This window comes from Prevotella jejuni, from assembly GCF_900187995.1.
Lineage (GTDB): Bacteria > Bacteroidota > Bacteroidia > Bacteroidales > Bacteroidaceae > Prevotella > Prevotella jejuni.
Map to the genome: position 1 here is coordinate 1 of NZ_FZNZ01000029.1, position 24600 is coordinate 24600.

18 protein-coding genes are annotated in these 24600 nt (G+C 40.9%); 9 read left to right on the forward strand and 9 right to left on the reverse strand.

Annotation, left to right across the window (positions count from 1 at the left end):
* Positions 1–675: 675 nt before the first annotated feature.
* Together CHB62_RS10815 and CHB62_RS10820 are read right to left on the reverse strand one after the other, a co-directional pair.
* Complete coding sequence (locus tag CHB62_RS10815) at positions 676–2496, reverse strand: M6 family metalloprotease domain-containing protein (protein ID WP_089366858.1); 1821 nt, start codon at positions 2494–2496, stop codon at positions 676–678.
* 14 nt (positions 2497–2510) lie between these two features.
* Complete coding sequence (locus tag CHB62_RS10820) at positions 2511–3344, reverse strand: EFR1 family ferrodoxin (RefSeq protein WP_089366859.1); 834 nt, start codon at positions 3342–3344, stop codon at positions 2511–2513.
* A gap of 111 nt (positions 3345–3455) precedes the next feature.
* Between CHB62_RS10820 and CHB62_RS10825 the strand changes: the two genes are divergently transcribed.
* The 4 genes from CHB62_RS10825 to dapA all read left to right on the forward strand — a co-directional run bounded on the left by CHB62_RS10825 (position 3456) and on the right by dapA (position 7782).
* A complete protein-coding gene (locus CHB62_RS10825; protein WP_089366883.1) occupies positions 3456–5000 on the forward strand; it encodes a ComEC/Rec2 family competence protein in 1545 nt (514 codons plus the stop codon).
* Positions 5001–5024: 24 nt separating this feature from the next.
* A complete protein-coding gene (gene truA / locus CHB62_RS10830) occupies positions 5025–5786 on the forward strand; it encodes a tRNA pseudouridine(38-40) synthase TruA (protein ID WP_089366860.1) in 762 nt (253 codons plus the stop codon).
* A gap of 10 nt (positions 5787–5796) precedes the next feature.
* The gene (locus CHB62_RS10835; protein WP_089366861.1) at positions 5797–6723 is read left to right on the forward strand and encodes a DMT family transporter; all 927 of its coding nucleotides are present in this window, start codon (positions 5797–5799) and stop codon (positions 6721–6723) included.
* Positions 6724–6897: 174 nt separating this feature from the next.
* Entirely contained in the window at positions 6898–7782 is an 885-nt protein-coding gene (dapA, locus tag CHB62_RS10840; protein WP_089366862.1) for a 4-hydroxy-tetrahydrodipicolinate synthase, read from the forward strand.
* A 945-nt stretch (positions 7783–8727) separates the two neighbouring features.
* Here dapA and CHB62_RS10845 read toward each other — a convergent pair.
* Together CHB62_RS10845 and recF are read right to left on the reverse strand one after the other, a co-directional pair.
* On the reverse strand, positions 8728–9018 hold the full coding sequence (locus tag CHB62_RS10845; RefSeq protein ID WP_089366863.1) for a DciA family protein: 291 nt from the start codon (positions 9016–9018) through the stop codon (positions 8728–8730).
* Between the two features lie 4 nt (positions 9019–9022).
* Entirely contained in the window at positions 9023–10129 is a 1107-nt protein-coding gene (gene recF / locus CHB62_RS10850) for a DNA replication/repair protein RecF (protein ID WP_089366864.1), read from the reverse strand.
* A 299-nt stretch (positions 10130–10428) separates the two neighbouring features.
* Here recF and CHB62_RS10855 point away from each other — a divergent pair, with 299 nt between their 5' ends.
* Together CHB62_RS10855 and ribH are read left to right on the forward strand one after the other, a co-directional pair.
* On the forward strand, positions 10429–11103 hold the full coding sequence (locus CHB62_RS10855) for a tetratricopeptide repeat protein (RefSeq protein ID WP_089366865.1): 675 nt from the start codon (positions 10429–10431) through the stop codon (positions 11101–11103).
* Positions 11104–11109: 6 nt separating this feature from the next.
* The gene (ribH, locus tag CHB62_RS10860) at positions 11110–11586 is read left to right on the forward strand and encodes a 6,7-dimethyl-8-ribityllumazine synthase (protein WP_009010537.1); all 477 of its coding nucleotides are present in this window, start codon (positions 11110–11112) and stop codon (positions 11584–11586) included.
* 1037 nt (positions 11587–12623) lie between these two features.
* On the opposite strand, the gene radA is transcribed toward ribH, so the two are convergent.
* On the reverse strand, positions 12624–14024 hold the full coding sequence (gene radA / locus CHB62_RS10865; RefSeq protein ID WP_089366866.1) for a DNA repair protein RadA: 1401 nt from the start codon (positions 14022–14024) through the stop codon (positions 12624–12626).
* A gap of 63 nt (positions 14025–14087) precedes the next feature.
* Here radA and CHB62_RS10870 point away from each other — a divergent pair, with 63 nt between their 5' ends.
* The 3 genes from CHB62_RS10870 (at position 14088) to CHB62_RS10880 (ending at position 17910) form a co-directional block, all read left to right on the forward strand.
* Positions 14088–15014 carry an ABC transporter substrate-binding protein gene (locus CHB62_RS10870; RefSeq protein ID WP_089366867.1) on the forward strand — a complete coding sequence of 309 codons (927 nt, stop codon included), beginning with the start codon at positions 14088–14090 and terminating at the stop codon, positions 15012–15014.
* A gap of 27 nt (positions 15015–15041) precedes the next feature.
* Positions 15042–17216 (forward strand): tetratricopeptide repeat protein, encoded by a 2175-nt coding sequence (locus CHB62_RS10875; protein WP_176414866.1) that lies wholly within the window; start codon positions 15042–15044, stop codon positions 17214–17216.
* A 79-nt stretch (positions 17217–17295) separates the two neighbouring features.
* Positions 17296–17910 carry a DNA alkylation repair protein gene (locus tag CHB62_RS10880; RefSeq protein ID WP_089366869.1) on the forward strand — a complete coding sequence of 205 codons (615 nt, stop codon included), beginning with the start codon at positions 17296–17298 and terminating at the stop codon, positions 17908–17910.
* 1016 nt (positions 17911–18926) lie between these two features.
* On the opposite strand, the gene CHB62_RS10890 is transcribed toward CHB62_RS10880, so the two are convergent.
* The 4 genes from CHB62_RS10890 to CHB62_RS10905 form a co-directional block, all read right to left on the reverse strand.
* Entirely contained in the window at positions 18927–19739 is an 813-nt protein-coding gene (locus tag CHB62_RS10890; protein ID WP_089366870.1) for a hypothetical protein, read from the reverse strand.
* Positions 19740–19893: 154 nt separating this feature from the next.
* On the reverse strand, positions 19894–20874 hold the full coding sequence (locus tag CHB62_RS10895; protein ID WP_089366871.1) for a CapA family protein: 981 nt from the start codon (positions 20872–20874) through the stop codon (positions 19894–19896).
* Positions 20840–23353 (reverse strand): DUF3160 domain-containing protein, encoded by a 2514-nt coding sequence (locus tag CHB62_RS10900; RefSeq protein ID WP_089366872.1) that lies wholly within the window; start codon positions 23351–23353, stop codon positions 20840–20842. Before CHB62_RS10900 ends, CHB62_RS10895 begins: the two co-directional genes overlap by 35 nt.
* A 32-nt stretch (positions 23354–23385) precedes the next feature.
* On the reverse strand, positions 23386–23955 hold the full coding sequence (locus tag CHB62_RS10905) for a hypothetical protein (protein ID WP_176414867.1): 570 nt from the start codon (positions 23953–23955) through the stop codon (positions 23386–23388).
* Between the last annotated feature and the right edge of the window lie 645 nt (positions 23956–24600).

The window sequence follows — 24600 nt, forward strand, 5'->3', positions numbered from 1 at the left end:
ATTATGATGTGAAAAATTATAACAGAATAATAAGTTATTAGCCTAATTAGCCCAATTGGACTAAATAGCCTAATTAGGCTAATAGGAATAAATTGTTTGTAGACGACAGATAGACATCACACCTAATTATATTTATCATATAGTTTACCCCCCTCCCTTATAAAATAATCTTATTGGAGGTAAGCTTACCATGTATGTGGATTAATCTCATTCTATTAACAATCTACACATTTAACGGAAGAACCGAATAAAAGCTACTTCACATGAGTAATCTTTGTACCTCTTTTGGTGTACATACGGTAAGGTGATTTTTTGAAAACCAATTTTCCTGTCATTTCTGTCATCTGTCTCCGTTGCTTAACTTATTGATTAACAGTGTGGATACACGAAATGTTAAAAGTGACAGCAAACTAAAATAAAACTTATTCTTGTATTTTAGTGTGATAATCCATCTCTAATTTTAGTAGACTTTATGTCTGCATTGCTCGAAAGAAGGCGTGATAGATTTTGGATGTAATAGAGGAGAGTAACTTTGAAACAGTATCTCTTGATACTTTGTTTGCTTCCTATCTATCAACTGATAAGTGCCTATGCTATTTTGAAAGATAAAGAAAGCCACCTCTGAGTGGTTCGTTCCCATAAAGAGGCAGCTTTATGTATGTTCTGAAGTTAGTATTATTTTACAAACTTCTTGTTGTTCTGAATGTAGATGCCATGCGGTAGGATAGAGGCGTCAGTACCTACATATCTGCCGTCAAGGGTATAGATGCGGTTGTCAGAAGTGCTTCTTTCGAAGATTGAAAGTGGCTGAATGCCAGTAGGAACAAGGCCATTTTTAAACTCAAAGTTTACATAGTTATTGTTTGAATCACCTCCATCATTCTCTTTAATACTCACGATAGATTTCTCTAATATTGAACCATCAAACATCTTAAAGCCACTTATATAATCTATTCTATTGTAAGGGTAAAGGTCGCCATTATGTTGATTAACATATTCTAAATATGAGGTAGCATTCTTAGCAGCTAATATTTTACCGTCTGCAGGGATAGGGATGACTCGTGGTTTACCCTTTACATTATTAGGGAAATCGAAGACATTTACTTTGTTAAACGGATATGATACGCGATAGGCGAGTAAGCCCTTGGCATAATTATCCTTTGTCCAACCTTGATACCATGGTCCTTTCTGTATACTTTGCAATACGATATACTCATTAGAGTTATTAGGATTTACAATCTTGTATGCCTTTCCACCATTGTCGATGCTTTTTAGTTTCTCGATTGAGCTATCATTTTTAAGTTCATCAATTTTCATCCAACCCATAACTTCACGTTCCCATGCAAGATAAGATGCTGGTACACGTCCATTACGTACTTCTGTTCCACCATCCATGATGTCCCAAAATTCCATACCTTGGTTATCTTGGTTTTCTGCAGGAGTTCTGTATGCATAAATATCAGGGAGTCCGAGTGTATGAGAAAACTCATGACAGAATAAGCCTATACCATTAATCTTCTCCTTGCCTTTTGTCTTGTTTTCATCACCAGCAAGTTCATTGCTCACACCATAGCGATGAATGCTTTTTCCATCATACGTATTGGAGATATTAACAATACTAGATTTTGGCCATATATCAGTCTCTTTATTTCCACTATAATTGGCAGAATAACCTGCATAAATAACATAAACCAAATCAACCATTCCGTCATTGTTTGCATCATAATCCGCAAAGTTGACTGAATCATCAACAGCTTCACATACATCAGGAAGCAATAAGTCCATTCTATCATGTATCCCTTCGCCATATACGGCCTGTGGCTTAGGTAATTTGACAGGTCCTATAACATCAAAGACAGGTGTAAACTGTCCATAACTACAATCCTTGAAATAGCCACGAACACCCTTGTTGTTTAGATTCTGACCATAACGAGTATCTGAGAAATGGCCTTCATTCGTCAAATAGTTTGTGAATATTTTCTTTGTATCCTGGATAGTAAATGGTACGTCTTGGAACTCTGCAAGGATAACAAGGGCCTTTGGACTACCTGTGTGAGGGAAATAAGGAACACCACCGTAGCCAGAATCTACGATTGGACCTCGTGTAAGAGGAGAGTTGTCGTAAGCGTTTTCAGATTCTTCTGCAATCTTATTAACGTAAGCAAAGAACTTCTCCTTATCTTGTTTAGCAATCAAGTTACGCTCAGCTTGTGAGCGAGTCAATGCTTCATGTGCAAGTTGTTTTGTAGCAATAAGGTTGCCACTCTTCTCTACTTTACCGATATAGTAGTTATTGTCTGCACCTTGTACAAGTAGTACACCATCAAGGGTTGTGTACCAGTTGATATGTTCGTCACCACGCAAGATGACTGTAATAACAGAACCATCAGCCTGTCTTACTTGTACAGGGATTGAAACTGCTTTTGCTGCCCAAGTGGTAAGGGAACAAAGCATAAGACATACGAAAATAGTCAGATGTTTGAATGTTCTAATCATATCTTTGTTTAACTCTATTTACTTAGCTTATTATAGAAATATTGTCCCTTCTTCTGTGTACGTTTACCAAAGTCAATAGCATGGTGTGGACAATGATGATAACATGAGAAGCAAGTCAAGCATTTCCCATTATGTAGCCATTCAGGTTCATAACCTAAGCCCCCTTTGATGTCACTAACAGGACAGACATTAGCACAGATACCACACTTTACACATCGACGACTGTCTACATGAAAGGGTTTGTCTGTGATGAGGAAACGTTCAAAGAACCCTCCTACAGGTCCGGAGAAGAAGGATGGAATAGGACCTCGCTTTAGTTGTTCCCAACCCCATATCTGTTTATTTCCCAAAGGGTAACGTTGTTTGATTATCTTAGAGAACTCTTTTAACTGCTTTGATGCAAGTTCCTTCTTTTCTAATTCCTTCTCTTTCTTATCAACATCCATACCCGGTAAGCCAACGTATGACTCTGGCATAATCAAAGAACACACAGCTTCCAGTGAAAGTGAGTCACCCACAGTTGTACTCTTTAGTTGTTGCAGAAAGCGTTCCATAGCTTTGCCGATAGAATCCCCAGCTGTAACCAAGCAAAAACAATAATGTTTAACGAGCGGAGTATCTCCTGCTTCAGTCTTTATTGTTAATTTAGTTATAAATTCTTTTACTATACTTGGAACTCTCCAACCATGTATAGGAAAGATGAAACCTACTTGTTCACCTTTTTCCAAAGTAAAAGAGCAATCTTTGTTGATTACCTCTGGGATTGAAACAAGTTTATCATCAGTTTCTGATGCTAATGTCTTTGCAGCCCATTTGCTGTTACCTGTACCAGAAAAGTAGAATATCATGTGGCAAAGGTACTGATATTTTGTAAATCTTGCAAGATAAGGACGTGTAATGTTGGTGTTTATCAGAACTTTTTCATACATTTGCAGGTAATACATGAAAGGCTTAATGCTGTGAAGAAGAAAATAGATCTATTGATGTATCCTTCGGTAAAATTACTCATGCCTTTGGCCTTGGGGATTGCTGTTGGAGATACGTTAGAAGAATATATTACACCTGTAGTGTGGTGGGTAATGATGGTTTGTATGATTATCATTACTTATTTCACATGGAAGATGAAATATATTCAAAGCCTGCTATTGCTTTCAACTGTCTTTCTAATAGGTGGAACACTTGTTTCTATGAAGCGGCAATCATCAGAGATACGGTTACCTGATACGCCGATAACCTTTAAGGCGGTTCTATTGAGTAATCCCATTGTTCATGGGAAGGTGGTGCAAGTAGACTTAATGGCTATGACAAAAGATAGACCTATCATGGTTAGAGCCTCTATCCTTCGTGACACGATAACTAATCGCTATAGAACATTACAGATAGGAGATGGGATAGAGGCTACAGCTTACCTTGAAAAACCAATGAATTTCTCAGATGCAACGTTTGATTATGCCCGATGGTTAAAACGACATGGATATTTAGCAGAAACGTTTATATTGTATAATCAATGGCAGAGAGCGAAAGTTAGTCTTCGTCAAATGAGTTTTCTTCAGCGTACATCTTTAGCTGCTGGAATCTACAGACTAAGACTTATGAGACTTTTAGAGCGCAATTTCGATCGCACTCATTTAGCTATTGTATCAGCAATGACGCTTGGAGATAAATCGTTGATAGATAAGGATGTTAAAGAGGATTATTCATTAACAGGTGCAAGCCACGTCCTGGCATTGTCTGGTTTACATCTGACAATACTATACGGATTGCTGGTTTTCTTACTGGGTAAGTGTGAACGATTGTTTCCTCGATTATTTAGGAGGGCGGTATGTGAAATTCTTATCCTATTAATCCTTTGGGGTTATGTTATATTAGTTGGGATGTCTTCGTCCGTAATTCGTTCTGCTGTCATGTTAACGATATACTCTTTTGTAACGCTATTGAATAGAGCACGTTTGTCAGTTAACACCTTGGCATTGACCGCAATCATATTGCTTATCATCAATCCTTATCAACTTTTCGATATAAGTTTTCAGTTGTCATTTATTTCTGTATGGTCCATTCTACTGTTTTATCCACTTATATACGAGCTAATCCCTTTAGGGAAAGGAAAGCTACTGTCACCTGTCAGGTGGGTGTGGGGGATGATTGCTGTGTCATGCGCAGCCCAATTAGGTACAGCTCCTTTAATTGCATATTATTTTGGAAGAGTGTCTACAGTTTTCGCAATTAGTAGTCTTGTTGCAGTTCCATGTACGATGGTTATCATCCCTGCAACATTCTGTCTGTTAATACTTACCCCTTTGCCATTTATCGCATATTATGTAAGCAAGTTTATTAGTATTATAACAGAGTATATGAATACCTCTCTTCATTGGCTTGCAAGCCTCCCTTACACCAGTATTGAGAATATCCATATAACCATCTTACAGCTTTTTATCTATTATTTCATGCTAATGGCAATATGGATTATGTGGAGTTTCTTGGCAGGAAAGATTGAGTTTAAGTAATTATTTGTATCTTTGCAAATAGTTATGCAACGATATTTTATCACCCTTTCCTACGATGGTACAGCCTATCATGGCTGGCAAATACAACCCAATGGAGTGTCAGTACAAGAAGTATTGGAGAAAGCTTTGTCTACAATACTTCGAAATGTGATATCTATAACAGGGGCAGGTCGTACAGACGCAGGCGTACATGGAAGAATGATGGTCGCCCACTTTGACACAGAGCAGGCTTTTGACTGTGGACAGCTTGTCTATAAAGTGAATCGACTCTTGCCACGTGATATATCCGTAAGTAAGATAGAAGCTGCCGATGAAGACCTTCATGCTCGTTTCTCTGCGACGTCACGTACCTATCATTACTATGTCCATACAGGGAAACAACCATTCTCGCGTCAGTATTCTTGTGAGCTGCGTTATCCTTTAAACTTTGATAAGATGAACGAAGCTGCAGCCTATCTGATAGGCGAGAAAGACTTTAAGTGTTTCTGTAAAGCAGGGGCTGACGTAAAGACAACAATTTGTCGGCTGACAGAAGCACGGTGGTATCCTGTTAATAACGAGTTTGCATTGACAACAGGTGATAATGTTACAAATTGGTGTTTTGTAATAACAGCTAACCGATTCTTACGTAATATGGTGCGTGCAGTGGTGGGTACGTTGGTTGATGTAGGAAGAGGTCGTTTGTCATTAGACGATTTCAAGAAGATTGTTGATGAGGGAACAAGAAACGATGCAGGCGAAAGTATGCCAGGTAATGCCCTCTTCCTTTGGGATATAAAGTATTAGTATTATATTTATGTGGATTCTCTTAGCGTTTGTATCTGCTACTTTGTTGGGGTTATATGACACGTCGAAGAAGTATTCTCTTCGTGGAAATGATGTCATACCCGTACTATTCCTCAACACACTCTTTTGTTCGGCGATTTTCTTACCATTGATATTATTATCTCAATATACCCACATTCTCGATTCGAGTATCCTTCATGTTGGCGCTGGTGGTTGGGAGATGCACCGATGGATAATACTGAAGAGCGTGATAGTACTCCTTTCTTGGGTCTTTGGTTACTTTGCTATTGCTCAATTACCTTTGACGATAGTCGGTCCTATCAATGCCACTCGCCCAGTGATGACACTTGTTGGTGCGATGCTTGTCTTTGGTGAACGGCTGAATGGATGGCAGTGGGTAGGTGTCTGTCTTGCTATCGTCTCACTCTTCTTATTGGCAAGAAGTGGTAAGAAGGAAGGCATTGATTTTAAGCATAACAAATGGATATTCTTTCTTGTCTTAGCGGCATTGATGGGTACATGTAGTGGATTGTTAGACAAATACCTTATGGCCAGTCCTGAGGAAGGAGGCGTCGGACTTGATCGTATGATGGCGCAAAGCTGGTATAATATCTATCAGTGTGTAATGATGGGACTGGTGCTGTTGATTTACCTTATTAATAATCGTAAGAAGAGAGCGCAGCGTGTACATTTCTCTTGGAGATGGTCTATTCTGCTTATTTCTATCTTCTTGTCAATGGCAGACTTCGCCTATTTCTATGCACTATCACTGCCAAGAGCAATGATATCTATAGTGTCGATGGTTCGTCGAGGTTCTGTACTCGTCTCATTCGTGTGTGGAGCTGTATTGTTCAGAGAGAGAAATCTAAAGGCAAAAGCCATTGACATGTGTTTTGTTCTCCTTGGTATGATATTCCTTTGGATAGGTTCACGATAAATGATTGGTGTAGGCTTATAAGATAAAGAGTAAAAGTCTTTGATTATTGATAATTATTTGCTATATTTGCAACGATATTGATAGACGCACCTTCAGCGTTTTAATATGAATAGGACTGCGCATTAACTCTCCGAGGAGTCTTTATCGTGGGACGCTTAAAAGACAATATTTACTATGCAGAATATATTTCATGGTTTAGGTATAGCTTTGATAACTCCTTTCAAGGAAGATTACAGCATTGATTATGAGGCACTTGAAAATCTGGTTAATTATCATTTAGATAATGGTGCCGATTTCTTCTGTATTCTTGCTACTACGGGTGAAGCTCCTTGCTTGACGCTTGAAGAAAAGAACGAACTGACTGCTGTTATCAAGCGGGTCGTTAATGGGCGTGTTCCAATCCTTAAATATTGCGGTGGGAACAATACTGCAGCTGTCGTAGAAGAGATTAAGACGACTGACTGGAGCGGTATTGATGGTATCTTAAGTATCTGTCCTTATTATAATAAGCCAAGTCAGGAAGGTCTGTATCAGCATTTTAAGGCTATCGCAAACGTTAGTCCGCTTCCTATTGTCTTGTATAATGTACCAGGGCGAGTAGGGGTTAATATGACAGCAGAAACAACTGTTCGTATTGCATCTGAGTTCCCTAATATTGTAGCTATAAAGGAGGCTTCAGGCAATCTGGAGCAGGTTGATGAGATTATCAAGAATAAACCAAAGCATTTTGAGGTAATTAGTGGTGACGATGCATTGACCTTCCCAATGATTGCGAGTGGTGCAGTAGGAGTGATATCAGTCATAGGTAATGCGCTTCCAAAGGAGTTCTCTCGTATGATTCGCTTAGAGTTCAGAGGCGAGTATGAGCCAGCACGTAAAATACATCACCAATTCACCGAACTTTATAAGCTTCTCTTTGTTGATGGCAATCCTGCAGGTTGTAAGGCTCTCTTAAACGATATGGGTATGATAGAGAATGTCTTGCGTCTTCCTTTGGTTCCAACACGTATTGAGACAAAGCAGAAGATGAATGAAATTCTTAAAGGTATGAGAATCTAAGGTTGGTAAGTATAAAATTAATAGTATAAGTAGAGGGCAGGTGACTGCCCTTTTATTTTGACAATACAACTAAAGAGCATGATAGGAAACCTACCATGCTCTTTTCTATTTCTTGTATGAAATCTCTGTTTTATGCTTGACTTTTGGTTCATGCCTCACGGCAATCCCCAATCATCTTGCATCAGTGTTACCCTTAATCAATCTTTCTATTTACCTAAACTAAAAACCTATTTGTATCCTCTGAACAATCTCTTTTGTTCTACCTTAAAACTAAATAACTAAAAACCTAAATCTATTACTACTAACCTAAACAATCTATTATTTGTCTTTTGACGATGCAAAGGTACGCATTGTTTGCGCACACACCAAATAATTTACGCATAATTTGTACCTTATTTGGCGTTTCTTGATTTGTATCAATTACAAGGAAGGGTGGGTGATGGGTGTTAGGAAGATAGGTGATGGGTGTTAGGTGTTGGGGTGATGATAAACGGCTCTATTATTCCAAAGGCAAAATAAGGGAGTTGCAGGCTTACTATTCTGTAGATTCAAAAGGTAAGTAAGATTGCTGTTGACTTACTTTTCTATTATATCAAAAGCTAAGTAAGTTTTTTATCGACTTACTTTTCTGTTATACCAAAGGCTAAGTATTTTTTTGTCGACTTGCTTTCCTGTTATATCAAAGGATAAGTAAGATAGCTAACGGCTTACTATTCTGTAGATTCAAAGGGTAAGTAAGATTTTTGTCGAATTGCTTTCCTGTTATATTAAAGGGTAAGTAAGATTGCTTTCGGTTTACTATTCTGTATATTCAAAGGGTAAGTAAGATATTTGTCAGCTTACTTTTCTATTATATCAAAGGCTAAGTAAGTTTTTGTCGACTTACTGTTCTGTAGCTTCAAAGGCTAAATGAACTTGTTATTAGCTTATGGATAGAGGTCCTACTCAGTAGAATCTCACTTCGGAAATGACCATTGAACCTACGGTAGCATTAAGCTTCTTGGTCAAGTCGGACTGCATCATAGATAGATTAGCACGTAAAGCAGGGTTGATAATCTTTACGAATAAGGTTTGGTTTTTGATAAACTTCTCTTGGGTATAACGTGCCACAGTCGGCCCAGCTACCGTATCCCACGCTGCAATAAGGCGTTTCTGTAATAGGGGCGACTCAAGTCCTTCCTGTCGTAGGAACTGGTTGAGCAAGTCGTCTAAAGGTTGTACTTTTCGTCTAAACATATTTCTATCCTTCCTTTTTGTTGATTTCTCCTCCTTCAACAGAGAATAGTTTATAATTAAATCCACTACCTTGTAGGATTTTATCTAAGTGGTCACGGTTTGTATCTGTTATGAATATCTGACCGAAATCATCGCCTGAGACAAGGCGTACAATCTGTTCAACACGACTACTATCGAGCTTATCAAAGATATCATCAAGGAGCAGTAATGGTGTTGTATTCCCTGCCGTGCGTCGTAGGAAATCGAATTGTGCAAGTTTTAATGCCAATACGTAGGTTTTATTCTGGCCTTGGCTCCCTTCCTTTTTCATAGGATAACCACCAAGTTTCATTATCAAGTCATCCTTATGAGTGCCATGGAGAGAGTAACCCATGATACGGTCCTTAGCCCGATCTCGTTGTATTACCTCTAATAAACTACCACGCTGACAATGTGAGACATACTCCAACGACACCTGTTCACGTTCACTACATATTGTCTGATAGATATGTTGAAATACAGGAGTAAGCTCCTCTACGAAGGCAGCTCGTTTCTTATAAACCTCCTCACCATGCTCCGCCATCTGCATCTCAAGTAGTTCTAAGAGGGTAGGGTCTGGTTCTTCCTCTTGCTTGAGTAGGCTATTACGTTGTTGCAGCGCCTTGTTGTATCGGCTAAGCGATTCTATATAGGGGGTGTCATATTGTGAGATAACAACATCCATCAACCTCCTTCGCTCCTCACTTCCCCCTTCGATGAGTGTTGCATCAGCAGGAGAAACAAATATGAGTGGGATGAGTCCGATATGTTGTGACAGTCGTTTATATTCTTTCTTATTTCGTTTGAAATGCTTTTTTGAGCCACGCTTCATACCACAATACACCTGTTCGTGCTCACCAGCATCCGTACTATAGTCACCTTCCAGTACAAAGTAGTCTGCATCATGGCGCATCACCTCAGAGTCCTTAGGGTTAAAAGCACTCTTACAAAAGGAGAGATAATAAACAGCATCAAGTAGATTTGTCTTTCCCTCACCATTGTGACCAATAAAACAATTGAGCTTAGGCGACAGATCTAACGTTGCCGTCTGTATATTCTTATAGTTTATAATGGATAGTTTCTCTAATTGCATTGTCCTGTCTTATTGCTTTGAATGTTAAGTAATTTAGCTTGTTAGCCCTTTTGTAGTCTGTCTGAACAAGAGGATTATAGGGTCTTCTGCGTGAAGACTTATGGTTGTTGTGTTAATATAGATAAACCTTTATTCGCTATGTTATTCCTTTCCATTCTCTGCAAAGTTAACTCATTTCTATTCAATAAAAGAAAAAAGTCGTTGATAAATTTCAATATGTGCGACTTTTTGAGTAATTTTGTCCCGCTATAATAAGCACCTTCTAAAATAGAATAAATAAAAAACATCATAACATAAAAATGGTAAACAACAAAGAACAGGGTACACATGAAGATGCCCTAATCCAATCAGAAGTTGCCTTCTTGAAGTACAAGAAGCCTATTATTATTGCTGTAATAGCTATCGTTGTGGTCGTAGCTGGTTTCTTCCTTTACAAGAACTTTGTCTCTGGACCACGTGAGGACGAGGCAAGCACAGAGTTGGCTAAGAGCCAGACTCTCTTTAATGGTCAGCAATACGACCAAGCTCTTGCTGGTTTCCAGAAGATACAAAGCGACTACAGTGGGACAGATGCAGGCAATCTCGCTAACCTTTATGTTGCTCTTTGCTATGCTCATCAGGCTAAACCAAACTGGGCAAAGGCATTGGAGAACGCTGAGAAGTTCAGTACCAGCGATGACGAAATGATTAGTCCAGCCTCTCAGATGGCTCTTGGCGACATCTATGCTAACAACAATCAGAACGATAAGGCTGTAGAATGCTTCAAGAAAGCGGCTAAGATGGCTGATTCTGAGGCTGCTGATAACGTTAACCTCAGTATTGCTCCTTTGGCTTTACGCAAGGCAGGTGTCCTTCTTGAGAGCGAAGGTAAGAAGGCTGAGGCACTTGAAATCTATAAGAATATCAAGAAGACTTACGTCAACTCTCCTATCTATCAGGATATTGACAAGTACATTGAGCGTGCTTCTAACTAATTAGACATGGCAACAGAACTTCATCATTTATCTGACTATGATGCACAGAGCGTACCAGATGCAAGTAACATGTGCTTTGGTATCGTTGTTGCGGAGTGGAATCCTGAGATAACAGGTGCCTTACTTGACGGTGCTGTTAAGACGCTTGAGAAGCATGGAGCAATCCCAGAGAATATCCACATCAAGACTGTCCCAGGTAGTTTCGAGCTCGTTTATGGTGCACAGATGATGACTAAGAACGACGGATTTGACGCAGTTATCATACTTGGTAGCGTCATTCGTGGTGAGACACCTCACTTTGATTATATCTGTCAAGGTGTGACATACGGCATTGCTCGCCTTAACGCATCACAGAATATCCCTGTTATCTATGGTCTTCTGACCACTGACGACCTGCAGCAGGCCAAGGATAGAAGTGGTGGTAAGCTTGGAAACAAGGGCGATGAATGTGCGATTGATGCTATCAAGATGGCTAAGTTTTAGCAAGATAGTATATTAAGAAAATATTAAAGGCAGTAGCCAACGTAACAGACCGTTGTCCTACTGCCTTTCTTCGTTTCTATTGGTGTTAAGCCGATAGGGCTAAGTGTCTGTTAGAAGAAAGTAAGATTTTATGATTTCGTCTTACTTTTCAAGTATATTGTAATTACGCTTTATTGTATTAGTCGAGGTTGCTTTGGGGCCTATTAATCTTCTTTCTCTTAAGCGACCCACCACTTGTTTGATGGTACGTCAGTGTGTGCTTTCAATGTAGACAGTCCGTTTCATTCGTCTTTTTATACCTTTCATCGTTTGTGTATTAGCCTATTCTTGCTTTCTTACGGCACGTTCTCTATGAAATCATTATGTCATTGTCTATTCTGTTGTTAGGTCATTCTGCCTTTATTCGAGTGTTATCAGTGATCTTGAAAAACTATGACAAAATTCATCTGTAAGGTTATGAATGAAACAGTAAAGCATGTATGAAAACGGAGTCTATAACCTACAAGGAATCAGAGAGTTATAACCAGCGATGAAGAAGACGCCTAATAAGCTCCAAGAAGGGCGTTTTCTACACGCAAGAAAGGCATGTTCTTGAAAGGAGAAGGGCGTCTTCTTAAACCTTGATGGGCATGTCTTGGTTCTAAGAGGCAGGAAAAAGATTTACAATAGGAGTGTTCCCTTCTCTTATTACAGTGCTATTGACTCTCTTTCTTACAAACATTCTTCTGTTGTACAGGTGCTTATCACATCATGTGTTGATGCCCCACTTGAGTTGTATCGTTGGTAAATACCTAGGAAGTTGAGGCCCAGGAGATTCCTCTTTGCGTTCAGAAACGTATTTAGAACATCATGTTGTTATAGCTAATCCAGCAATGTTCCGCATGATATAGCAATCCTTCATTATCATGTTAGTTCTTATTTTTCCATGAAACCAGTGCTTCCTTCGTCGGCAGACAATTATCTGTTCTTTCCGAGTCCATACTCGTTGGGCGTGTTATTCCTTCCACAGAGAACTGTCAATGGACATTCTTATCGCTTTACCCAAACAATGCTCGTAGTGCTTCTTCAACCTTTCTTACAGGATGAAGTTGTATTTTATACTTGCCTGTAAGCCCTGAAAGGTTATACTTAGGGATGATGATATGACTAAAACCTAACTTTTCAGCTTCAGCGATACGCTGTTCAATACGACTGATAGGGCGCACCTCACCACTCAATCCTACTTCACCACACATACACCAGCCCTGCTCTATAGGTGTGTCAACATTTGAAGAGAGGACAGCAGCAATAACACTTAGGTCCATGGCCATGTCTGTCACACGCAGTCCACCAGCTATATTCAGGAACACATCCTTCTGCATAAGCTTAAAGCCGACACGTTTCTCTAATACAGCAAGAAGCATGTTTAGTCGACGTTGGTCGAAGCCTGTGGCCGAACGTTGCGGCGTTCCGTAAGCAGCCGACGACACAAGCGCTTGCGTTTCGACAAGGAAAGGACGCGCTCCTTCAATCGTGCTTGAGATAGCCACACCCGATAAGCCTTCATGATCTTCGGTGAGTAATAGCTCGGAAGGATTACTAACCTCACGTAACCCTTGCTGTTCCATCTCATAAATACCAAGTTCAGAGGTCGAACCAAAGCGGTTCTTGATACTGCGAAGGATACGGTACATGTAATGTTGGTCTCCTTCAAACTGGATAACGGTGTCAACAATATGCTCTAAAATCTTTGGTCCGGCAATACTACCTTCCTTATTGATATGCCCAATGAGGATGACTGGAACCCCACTTGTCTTTGCGAAGCGCAAAAGAGCAGATGCACACTCACGCACTTGGGTGACACTACCAGGACTACTGTCGACATCCTCGGTCGATATCGTTTGTATGGAATCCACGACGACAAGCTCTGGTTGGACGTCACGTATATGTTCGAAGATGTGTTCTAAGGATGTTTCAGACAAGATGATGATATTTTCTGCAATGTCTTTGGATATTCTTTCGGCACGCATCTTTATCTGATGAGGACTCTCCTCACCACTGACATAGAGTACACGTTGCGTCAGATGAAGGATTGTCTGTAGGGTCAGTGTACTCTTACCAATACCCGGTTCTCCACCTAATAGAACTATACTTCCAGGCACCAAACCACCTCCTAACACACGATTTAGCTCGTTATCGTGCATGTCAATGCGTGGATCATCGTGAGATGAGACGTCACGTAGCCGTTGTGGCTTGTTGGTTAATGCCGAAGTAGCGCCACCAGAGGCAGCATTTCGGAGTGTTGTAGCTGCGTTACGAGCAGCTTGTGACCCCGTATCAGCGGCGATACGAATCTCTTTGAAAGTGTTCCACTGCCCGCAGTTAGGACACTTACCAATCCATTTTGCACTTTCCTGTCCACAAGAACTGCAGACATAAGCTATCTTATCCTTTCCCATAAGTAAGACAAAAGTAATAAGTTTTTTCTTAGTTACAAAATTTATTCTTACTTTTGCAGCTATATGAAATGTATTAATTATCTTCTCCTATTAGTCGCCCTTACGGTTGTCAGTTGTGGTAAGAGCGATAAGGAACTGCAAGCAGAGCGTCAGGCTAAGATGCAGGCAGAGCGTGAAGCTTATCAAAAAGCTTATAAGATAGCTGTGATGCCAACGATGGATTGTCTCCCAGCTTACCTCTTGAAGGATAGCTTATTATACGATACAGCTAAGGTAGACATTAGACTTTGCCGGTTTAATGCACAGATGGATTGTGATACAGCAATGATAGGAGGATCCGTGCAGGCGGCTTTCACCGACCTTGTTCGTGCTGAACGGTTGAAGCACAGGAGTAAGGTTCTAATGCACTATCTGACAGATACAAATCTTAATTGGCAACTCATTGCTGATAAAGAGTCAAAGCTGAAGAAGCTATCCGACCTTAGTGATAAGATTGTCGCTATGACTCGCTACTCAGGAACAGACCTTTTAACGGATATGGTGGTAAAGAAAGCTAAACCAAAATACCAAGTATTCCGTGTGCAGGTAAATGATGTTTTGGTCAGACTGGCCATGTTGCAGAATCATGAGATTGATGCTTATTGGTTTGCTGAACCACAAATAACGAAGGCTTTAGCGGGCGATAATAATGCACTCTTTAATTCGCAAGATGCAGGAGTACACCTTGGTGTTGTGGCAGTGATGGATAAGGTGCGTCGACAAGAGGAGGAAGCTGCTTTCGCCTCGGCTTATGATAAAGCGGTTGAGCTGATTAATAAGAATGGTGTGAAGTATTATTCTGCCTTGATACAGAAGTATATGAAGGTGGATGAGGCTGTTGTGCGCTCACTACCCGATATTAAATATACGAAGATAGGACCACCACGTAAAGTCGATTTACTCATGGCACGCAACTATCTGAATGGCGGTAAGATTATTAATAAGAACTGAAACGTAATCAAATAAGGAGACAAGGCAGTGAATGTAGAGGAGATTCTTAGTAAGGCGATAGGCTGTTTAATGGACAAGAGGTTGAGTAATGCCATTGATGTATTGGAACAGCTATACAGCCAACGACCATCGCTAATAGGGCATGGTGAGTTCGACTCCATTAAGTCTGATTATCAGTTAATGGTGGACTATATGGGAAAGGGATTCCCTGATAGCCATCGAGAGTCACTCTACAAGACATTACTGCAACGATTGTATAGAGTCACCGCCGACCTTGAAATTAGTTGGCGATGTAAGAATGTCAGTGCTTATGCTAACTCGTTTAGGGTAGCCGACCATCTTAATACGAGTCATGATTTCGTGCGAACAGTGTTAGAGGCATTTGTTTCAGACGTTGCCTTGCTCTCACTTCAGCCAGAAGAAACGAGAGAGGAGAAGAGTAAAGAACTCTATGAGCGCCATCATTCGTTTATCAATAGACTTTTTAATGCTCTATGGACATCCTGTCAATGGACGGACAACGATAGTTCTTTCTATACTGATTTACTGCTTTCTCCAACCGTAGTATCGGCAGATCAGCAGGTTATTGTTAGTGCTATCAGTCTTAGTGCCATGAACCAGTTTGATATTAATAAGTTCAAAACGCTCGTTAAGGTGTATCAAGCTGCTTTCGACCAGCACGTGAAACAGCGTGCATTGGTAGGTTGGGTGCTCTCTATCTTTGAGGGTATGGATATCTTCCCAGAGCAGGATGCAATCATACATGAGCTTTGCTCAAGTCAAGCCGTTGCCAAAGAGTTATTGACCTTACAGATACAATTTTTCTATAGCAGCGATGCTGAGAAGGATAATGACAAGATTCAACGTGATATCATGCCTGATATCATGCGCAATTCTAACCTGACTATAGGTCGACTCGGCATTATGGAGAAGGAAGAAGACGCCTTGGAGAGTATTCTTCATCAAGATGCTGACGAGAAGAGGATGGAACAGTTGGAGGAGAAGGTACGTAAGATGATGGATATGCAGAAGCAGGGTTCTGATATCTATTTCGGTGGGTTCAGACAGATGAAGCAGTTCCCTTTCTTTTATGATATGGTGAACTGGTTTACTCCTTTCTATCTTGACCACCCTGCTTTGCGCCCTGTTATACAGAAATTAGGCGATACGAAGTTCTTGGAGACACTTATGAACAGGAGTAACTTCTGTGAGTCAGACCGATATTCACTTGCTTTTGCCTTAGAACAAATCATCAATCAGCTACCTTCTAATATAAAGGAAGCGATAGGTTCTGACGCTATGTTGGGTCCGTTGGCTGAGAGTGATGATACGGAGGATGCCATCAGTATTCGTCGTACTTACCTTCAAGACTTGTATCGTTTCTTCCGTCTTTATCCTACAGCGAATAACTTTATTAATCCATTTGAGGACAGTGGGAAGGGCGATTTCGTAGGAGATACATTCTTCTTTACGTATAAGTCGTTTATAGGGACTGGTCTTGACGAGGTTAAGCTGCGGTTGGCTATGCACTTATACAAGCATCAGCAGATGACAGAACTTGCTGATCTCCTTACTACGTTCCAAAGTGATGACCCACGATATGCCATCTTGATGGGTTATACCAATATTAGTCTGGGTAAGGCCGAGTATGCTTATCCGTTCTTTGATAAGGCATTAAAGATAGAACCTGATAATCAATGGGCATTGAAAGGGAAGGCAAGAGCGGCCCTTGAGAGCGAAGATTATCATACAGCAGAGGAGGTTTATGCACTGTTATTGGCCTTAGAACCTAATAATAAGAACTATACAATGAATCGATGTGTAGCTTTACTGAAGTTAGGACGGACAAGTGAAGTGCGCGAAGAGTTATTCCGATTGGATTATCAATACCCTAATGATTTGAATGTGAAACGCATTCTTGCGTGGGCAATGTTGTCGGATAAGAGTCTTGATAAGGCTGCTCAATTATATGAGTCATTGCTCTCAACAACGCCAGGCAATGAGGATTACTTGAATGCGGGTTATTGTCAATGGGCCAAAGGGGATGTGAAACGTGCTGTTGAACTGTTCCGTGAATGGATGAGAAAGAGTGGGAATGATACGGAGCAGTTACTGGATGAGTTCCATAATGATACGGATACATTGAAGAAATATGGTATTTCTGAGACCGATTGTTACTTGATGTTGAGCTTAGTGGGGTAAGCGGTATGCCTTACTGCCTTGACTTCTTGTAGTAAAGAAGGCTACATCAGTAAGATTAAAAACTAAAGATTAAGTAAGAATGAACGAACAAATACACGAGAAACTAAAAGAGATTAAGCAGTCGTTTCGGCTCATGATGAATGGTGTGGCGTCGCACTCTATGCGTGAGAAGTGGGTCGCCTACAAGATAAACTGGGGTGTGCCAATCCCTGACTTACAAAAGATGGCAGCGGAGTATGGCAAGGATTATGAACTTGCCATTGAACTTTGGAAAGAAGAGATACGTGAGTGTCAGGTGCTTGCGACGCTTATCATGCCTGCAGAGAAGATGGATGAAGACCTTGTTGAGGTCTGGATGGAGCGCCTTCGCACGCAGGAAATGGCTGAGATGTTGGCTTTTAATCTGTTGCAACACCTTGACTTTGCTCCTGCCTTAGCCTACAAATGGATAGCTTCAGACCGTGATATGTATCAACTCTGTGGTTATCAGTTACTTGCTCGATTGTTTGCTCGTGGCATGGAACCTAACGAGCGTGGTATTAATGAGTTCCTTGATCAGGCTCATACGACGTTGGAAGGGAATAATCTACCGCTGAAACATGCTGCTTATAACTGTGTTTTAAGCTTTTGTGAGTTAGGGGATGAGTTCGATGTTATTGCTCAGAAGGCACTTGCTGACCTTAATATCCTTTAGTATAGATCGTTTGTAAACGTCTTGTATCTTCTCTATAAGGTGTGTGTTGTGCGTTTTCACATCCTGTGTTAGCGTCCAACGCAGATGAGAACAAGGGGTTGCGTATGTTTTGTTGAGGCTTAGCACGTGTCTTATAGGTGTTTAACTCGATATGTGATGATGTCCCTCACTAATACTGCTGATGGTTCATCATTATGCAATACACTGTTTTATAGAAGAAAACTAACAATTAGAAGACGAATTATAAAAGCCAAAGAAAAAGCCGATACATCATATGGTGTATCGGCTTCGCTTTCTTATTTGTCTACCATTGACTGTTATCAACAGTGTAACGATTGATTTTCTGGTCTTTTGTTTACTTGATTTTTACTAATCAAGATTGATTTTCTTTGAAACAATCAGTGCTTCTGCAATAACGGCAGCAATGATAGTAACAATACCAAATGTTAACATAATGCTTTCCTTTCTTCGTTGTGCGGGACCCCTTTGGCCCTGCTGTTAATACTTAATTCACTTTGATAATTCGATACAAAGGTACGAAACTTATTTGACATAACGGTTCTTTTTCATAGTGTTAGACGTAATTTCGATGTATATTTGACATAAATCAACAGTATTGACAATAGTCAAAAAGTAACTAAAACATGCTCAAAAAAAAGCGTATAAATTTGTTATGATAGCTTAGAAAACGTATCTTTGCATCCAATTAAGTATTTAAGATAACGATACATTATGGACAGGCTAATTATTAAGAACCAAGAGTTCGACAGCAGAATAGATGCTCGTTTCCTCGAGATTCAGAACGCTCGTCGTCAAGCTTTGGCTCAGAAAGCTAAGAAGCACTAAATGATTTGATTCGCTTTCGTGGCTTTTAATAAGCGACAAAAAAGCGAATTAAGAAAAAGAACGAGAACAAGGAGAAAGTTAGAAAGTAAGAAAAGACCCAATCACCTCAGATGATTGGGTCTTTTCTTATGGTGATATGCTTAATCACCTTATATCTTTACAATGCTTGTTTAGTAGTCTGCATCCTCGCCAACCTCGTCAGCTTGCATCTCAAGCTCCTCTGGGTTGGTGTCAAAGGTAGTACGATAACTCTCTTCGGTGAGCTTGTCATCATCGAAGTCCTCGTCATCGTCGTCATCTTGACGCTTGTCCTCTTCTGGTAGTTCGTCGTCTTCTTCGTCCAAGTCCTTTAAGAGGTTGTCATCATCAGAGTCTTCTAATGATGAGAGTCTTGCAGGTTTTACCATGGTGACAGGCTTTTCTTTAGCAAATATAGCCTCTGTCCATGAACCTTTAGAAATCTCAAGTACTTCAAAGCCATCAGCTACCTTCTTTTCATAAAGGCCACCTGGTTTCTTCAAACGAGCTGTAGGAAGGGTTGTTGTACTTATGTCAAATCCACTTAAGATAATGTCCTGTACACTCTGTGGAAGGCTTTCCCAGCCACCACCGAAATTACGCTCAAGCACCTCTATAAGCTTCTGAGCAGATATATGATGGATATTCTCCCAAGTTAAGTCAGTAATCCTCTGGATTGGTTTCTTCCTCAAAGCCCATTTCACAGTGGTACCTTCATCAAGTCTGACTTGGCCCACTTGGCATCCACGCTCCTCATATTTCTTGATGACCTCGGGCTTGTCTACTTTCACTTCTTCAATGGTAAAGGCACTCTTGATAACGTCAATGTAGTGTCGCTCATTGTCTCTTAGATCAGAGTCGCGCTCTGCTTGTGCCCAAAGGCGGAAGACATCGTTTTCCTGAATGTCCCACACATTGCTCTTTGTAAGATTCTTTAATGACTGTGCTTGTCCTTGTCGCTTCATATTGTGTTTACTTTTTCATTTTGCTTTGAGGTATAACTTTGTGCAAGGTCATACCTTCAGACCTGCTGCAAAAGTATATACTAAAACGTAAACTTCCAAACTTTTTCGCTGAAAAGTTAGTCAAAAGTGAGAAATAAGGGCCATTTTGAAAGGGCTATTTACCAAGGTATGGTACACAGTTCTTTATTTCTATGGGTAAAGCCTTTGCTTTACTCTTATTTACAGTGATGGTTAGCTCCACAATACAAGCCCGTGAATTCATTGGTTTTCGTTGGTCAAAGATGAAGTTACCAATGCCATAATAAATTGGTTTCCCACGATAATTCTCTATTGTTTGAAGCGTGTGACTATGATGGCCAACGATGGCGTCGGCTCCAGCCTCTATCAGTCTACGTGCGTTCTCACGCTGTAGTGGTGTGGCATTAAAGTGATGTTCCCATCCCCAATGTAGTATAAGAAGGATATAACAACCCTTGTCAGCCGCCCGTAAGCGTTCAACACGCATAATAAGACTATCCATACTCTCTTGACTAACACATGGTTTCTGAGGTAGATAGGGAAAGTTCTCTAATGGTAAGCGTAATGAGGAAACCACCCAGACATGGCGTGGCTTTGTAGAGATGAGTACAGGCTCGGATGCTTCTGCCATATTCCTACCCGCACCAATAGGTATCATTCCAGCCTTTCTTATCTGCTCTTGTGTGTCTAAAAGTCCATTTCTTCCTTGGTCAATACTATGGTTATTGGCTAAGTTGAGGTGAGTTATCCCATGACGCCGTAGTGTTGGCAACCATTCAGGTTCACCTCTAAAGATGAAGCGCTTGAACACCCGTTCCCTAATCTTGGTCACTGGGCATTCTAAATTGGCAATGACATAGTTCGAAGCATGGAACAACGAGTCGATAGAAGGGGAGAAGAGAGCATCTACACCCACCATTTCAATCTTCTGTCTTACCCCTCTATCCAATAGAAGGTCACCTGTAATGACAATGCGCAGACTATCTTCTATACCTTTCGAAGCAAGTCTTTTCTTCGTAAATACGCTACCTCCTATCCCACTGAAAGATAGTAGGATAGGAACTAAAAGGCATGCGAAAGCTTTAACAACCCGAACTATAGAAGGTCTCTTCATCATCTGCACTCATTCCTTTGGCTGGAGCTATGATCTCATTCATCCATGATGGCGTTCCACCTGTTGGTGATTTCTTCAGTTCTTGTTGCCATTCTTCGTCCGTCATGCGTGGGTCTGACATCAAACGAGTGAACTCACGATAAGAGAAAACAGAGCCGCGTGTAAGATAGAGCGAGCCATCAATCTCTACAACAACATATATTTCGTAGGCAGGACCAACTCCTTCATATAGCACACACTTATCATCTATGGCAACATTCTCACCTGCAGCTGTGAAGACATCAGCAACAACAGCGACCTTCTTGTCAGTACTCACCACATCCGACCAGCCCTGCAACATCTCGTTATCCTCGCTGACAAGCTCCAAAGAGATGTTCTCCACCGTCGAACCAATAATCTCAATCTGGTTGTATTCCTCGTCAGTTATCTTCCCTCCATTCAGTTCTTTCTTACTGATATCACGGCAGAATTCAGCCATTTCCTTTATTCGTTCATATACAGCCTTTGCCTTTTCTGTCTGTAATCCGTAGGTGGTGAGGACTTTATCCATTCTTGTTACGAGTGCAATAGCTTTCTCCCAGAACTTCACGTTAGGCTCTACATACCCCTTCACGACAGGTGGTTCTGGTCCTCCATCACCACACTCTGCCAACATAGGCTGCTTTGCGTAGAGGATAGCATCATGCTTTAATTCAGCCCAAGAGGCAAGTGCTGTGTTCAAGTTCTTCTTCTGCCACTGTGGAGACTGCATGAAATAAGGAAGCGACTGAGCGGTGTCACCTAACGACTGAAGCGTGTACATCCATTGATTAGCTACACAAGCCTCCCACGGAGTGGTAGCAGCTTTTTTACGAGCTGTGGTCAATGCTTTTGGAAAACCTGCCCATCTCTGCGTTTCCTTCAGCTCGTCTATAAGGATACGCTCGGCACCTGGCAATCCCATCACAGCCATCCAGTCGAGGCCCTTAGGGCATGGACGGAGCGAGACAGGGCTATCCTGGTCTGTAGTAGTTATCAGTGCCTCTGCATCAGGCTGGTAACGTTGTGGCATAATGTCCACAACATATTTGCTACCACGTGTTTTCTTCAGTTCAATCCGCATTTGTCTCTTCGCTATTTCTTCGATGTCTTTCGTCAGGTTGGCCATCTCCTTTCTTGAAGATAGCAGTTTCTCTATCGGTAGTCCCATCTCTTTAATTCGATTAGCAACCTGTAGGATCGTAACGTTATCAGGTGTTCCCATGAGGTAAGTGATAGGTTCACTCACCTTATTATATATATCTCTCAGTTTTGGTTGTTGGTTGAAGACATTAGCAATGAGTGCTATCTGCTTCATCTTTGAGGGTTTGTTCGTACCGAAGTGGGCTGTCTGCAACCACATCATACCACGGAAGTAACGGCTACAAACCTTCGAACGGGTGTAATGACCACGTGGGCGAAAGAGCGAATAACCAAACATTTCTTCAGGAGGAAAGTACTCTAACATATCAGAATACCCATTTTCAGTGTCGATAGCCTTTGTGATTTCCTCCATGACCATCTTCTTATAAGCCTCAGGAACATTCAGTGTAGCTGCTGAAGCAGGTGCTTTGTCATGACTAAAGAGCCATGAAGCCACAGCAAACCATGCTTGACCAAATTCCGCAGCCGCCTTAACTTCAGCGTTCTGACTACTTGTAAGTGTTTTCATCTCTGCCTCCATTTGAGACGAGAAGACAATCATTAGGGAGTCTAAGTGCTTCTCCTCCACATCACGCAACACACAATCAAAATAGAGATGGAAAAGTTGTAGATAGAGGTCGGTGGTTACGAAGCTTGGGAAATCAGCATAGTCGTTCTTCTCATATACGTGGAATAGTTGATTGTGTTCGGCAGGAACGATAGCAAAACCATTCTTTCCCAACATGTTATAAAGCTTAGAATCAAACTCTTTCAGCTGGAATGGGTTGATAAGATTATCCATATTCACCACGTCCTTGCTGTTCGCAGGTTTGAAATTCAGCTTTCGTAATTCCGCTTCTCGTGCTCGGATACGCTCTGTAAAGGCAAGTTGTTCTTTCGTATAGCGTGGTGAGAACTTCTTACCAGTGGTCTCTTCTTTTTCAGAAGTGTTCCAAAGTACATCGTTATACCATGTTGTTGTATTGTATAATGCACGTAAGGTTGCATCCTTGAAAGCGTATCCCTGCCTTGCAGCAAAGGCGTTTCGGATGGCACGCAGCTCTGCCAGATTGAGCTTAGAGAGGTCCATCTGTGTGTCAATCTTACCTTTCAGCTTCTCAACATTGATTTTTCCAGCACCATGAAGGATAAGCGGAGTCTTCTTCTCTTGGGAACGCTCGATATAAGCATCCCCTGTATAGGCCTCTGTATTACCGTTTTGTGCCCATGTAGTAGGCGATAATAACAAGAGTAGCAATGCAATGGCTACAGTCTTAAATGCGTCATTTCGCAAAAGAGTGTGATAGGAATTGTGTTTCATCTTGCTTTGTTTATGATAGTTATATTTTATCTTTATTCATCCGGAGTAAATCGTTTAATAGCTTCTTCGTGGCTGGTGGCGCTGGTTAAAAAGCGTACGAAAGAAAGGCCGAAGTCGTCCCAGACATAGTCAGCGACAACATACTTGCCATCAGTGGTTGCTTGTAACGTACGGACGTATGGTTTGACAAAACGAAAATCGCATAGTATGCCGCCCAGTCGAGAGCCCATCCACATGGGGCGTATCTTCCCATTTACCTGCTTGAAGATAAAGAGTCGGCGTGCAGCCTGCGGGTAGAAGCGTGTTGGTTTGATAACTCCTACCATTGCTTCGTCCGTTCTGTCCCCATTCACGTCGCCTGTTGATAGTTGATAAACAGGGTAGGGAAGTCGCCATTTAGCAACGGCTGCCCTGTTGCGCTTATTCTTCTCCTGTCTTTTCAGTGCTTTTTCACTTTCCGTCTTAGGATATAAGCAAAGCCATGAAAGCGAGTCGTTGACACGTTCCAACCCAAAGGTCAGTTGCTGTTGTGCCACTGTTCTCCCCACAAAGAGGCCGAATAATATCAGACAGCTAAGCCGCTTGTATCTGTTCTTAGACATATATGGATACAAATATAGGTACTTTCACGGATAAAACAAAATCTTTTAAATAAAAAAGCCTGACTCCACCGACGTGAAATCAGGACTTACTGAGTGTCTTCGAAGTCCCTACTAACATTAAAACTGGGACTTGTGACAATTTTGTTATCCTTCACCTTAAAAAACTAACCTATGTATTTCGTACTCTTACTTGCATTAATTATACTTACGTAGTAACGCAACTAAGTAGCTATGTATATCTGTTGATGTCCTTAGTGAAATAGTTCTTTATAACCTCTCTCATTCTTTACGAGTCTATTCTATGCCGAATAAGACTGGTGAACATGTATAGAGGATTTATATCTTTAAGTTAGCACAAGTTGTGTTATGTTGTTGTTATCATCCTCTAATTACCTCTACGCAAAGATAGAAAGTAATATCTAAACAAGCAAATATTCTGTACATATTCCTTGCTCTTTAACATAAAATTAACAGAAGAGGCCCATAAATCCCCTTTTGGGGCTTAGTTTTCTACCATTTTAGTGATTGTTTGTACCTAAAACGACATTTTCTCTATTTTTATTTCACCGTGTTATCTTTGTTTGATGTTGTTTTTTATGTTTTCCCTTTGAGTCTCAATACTTTCCAAAACTTAATTTTTTAGAT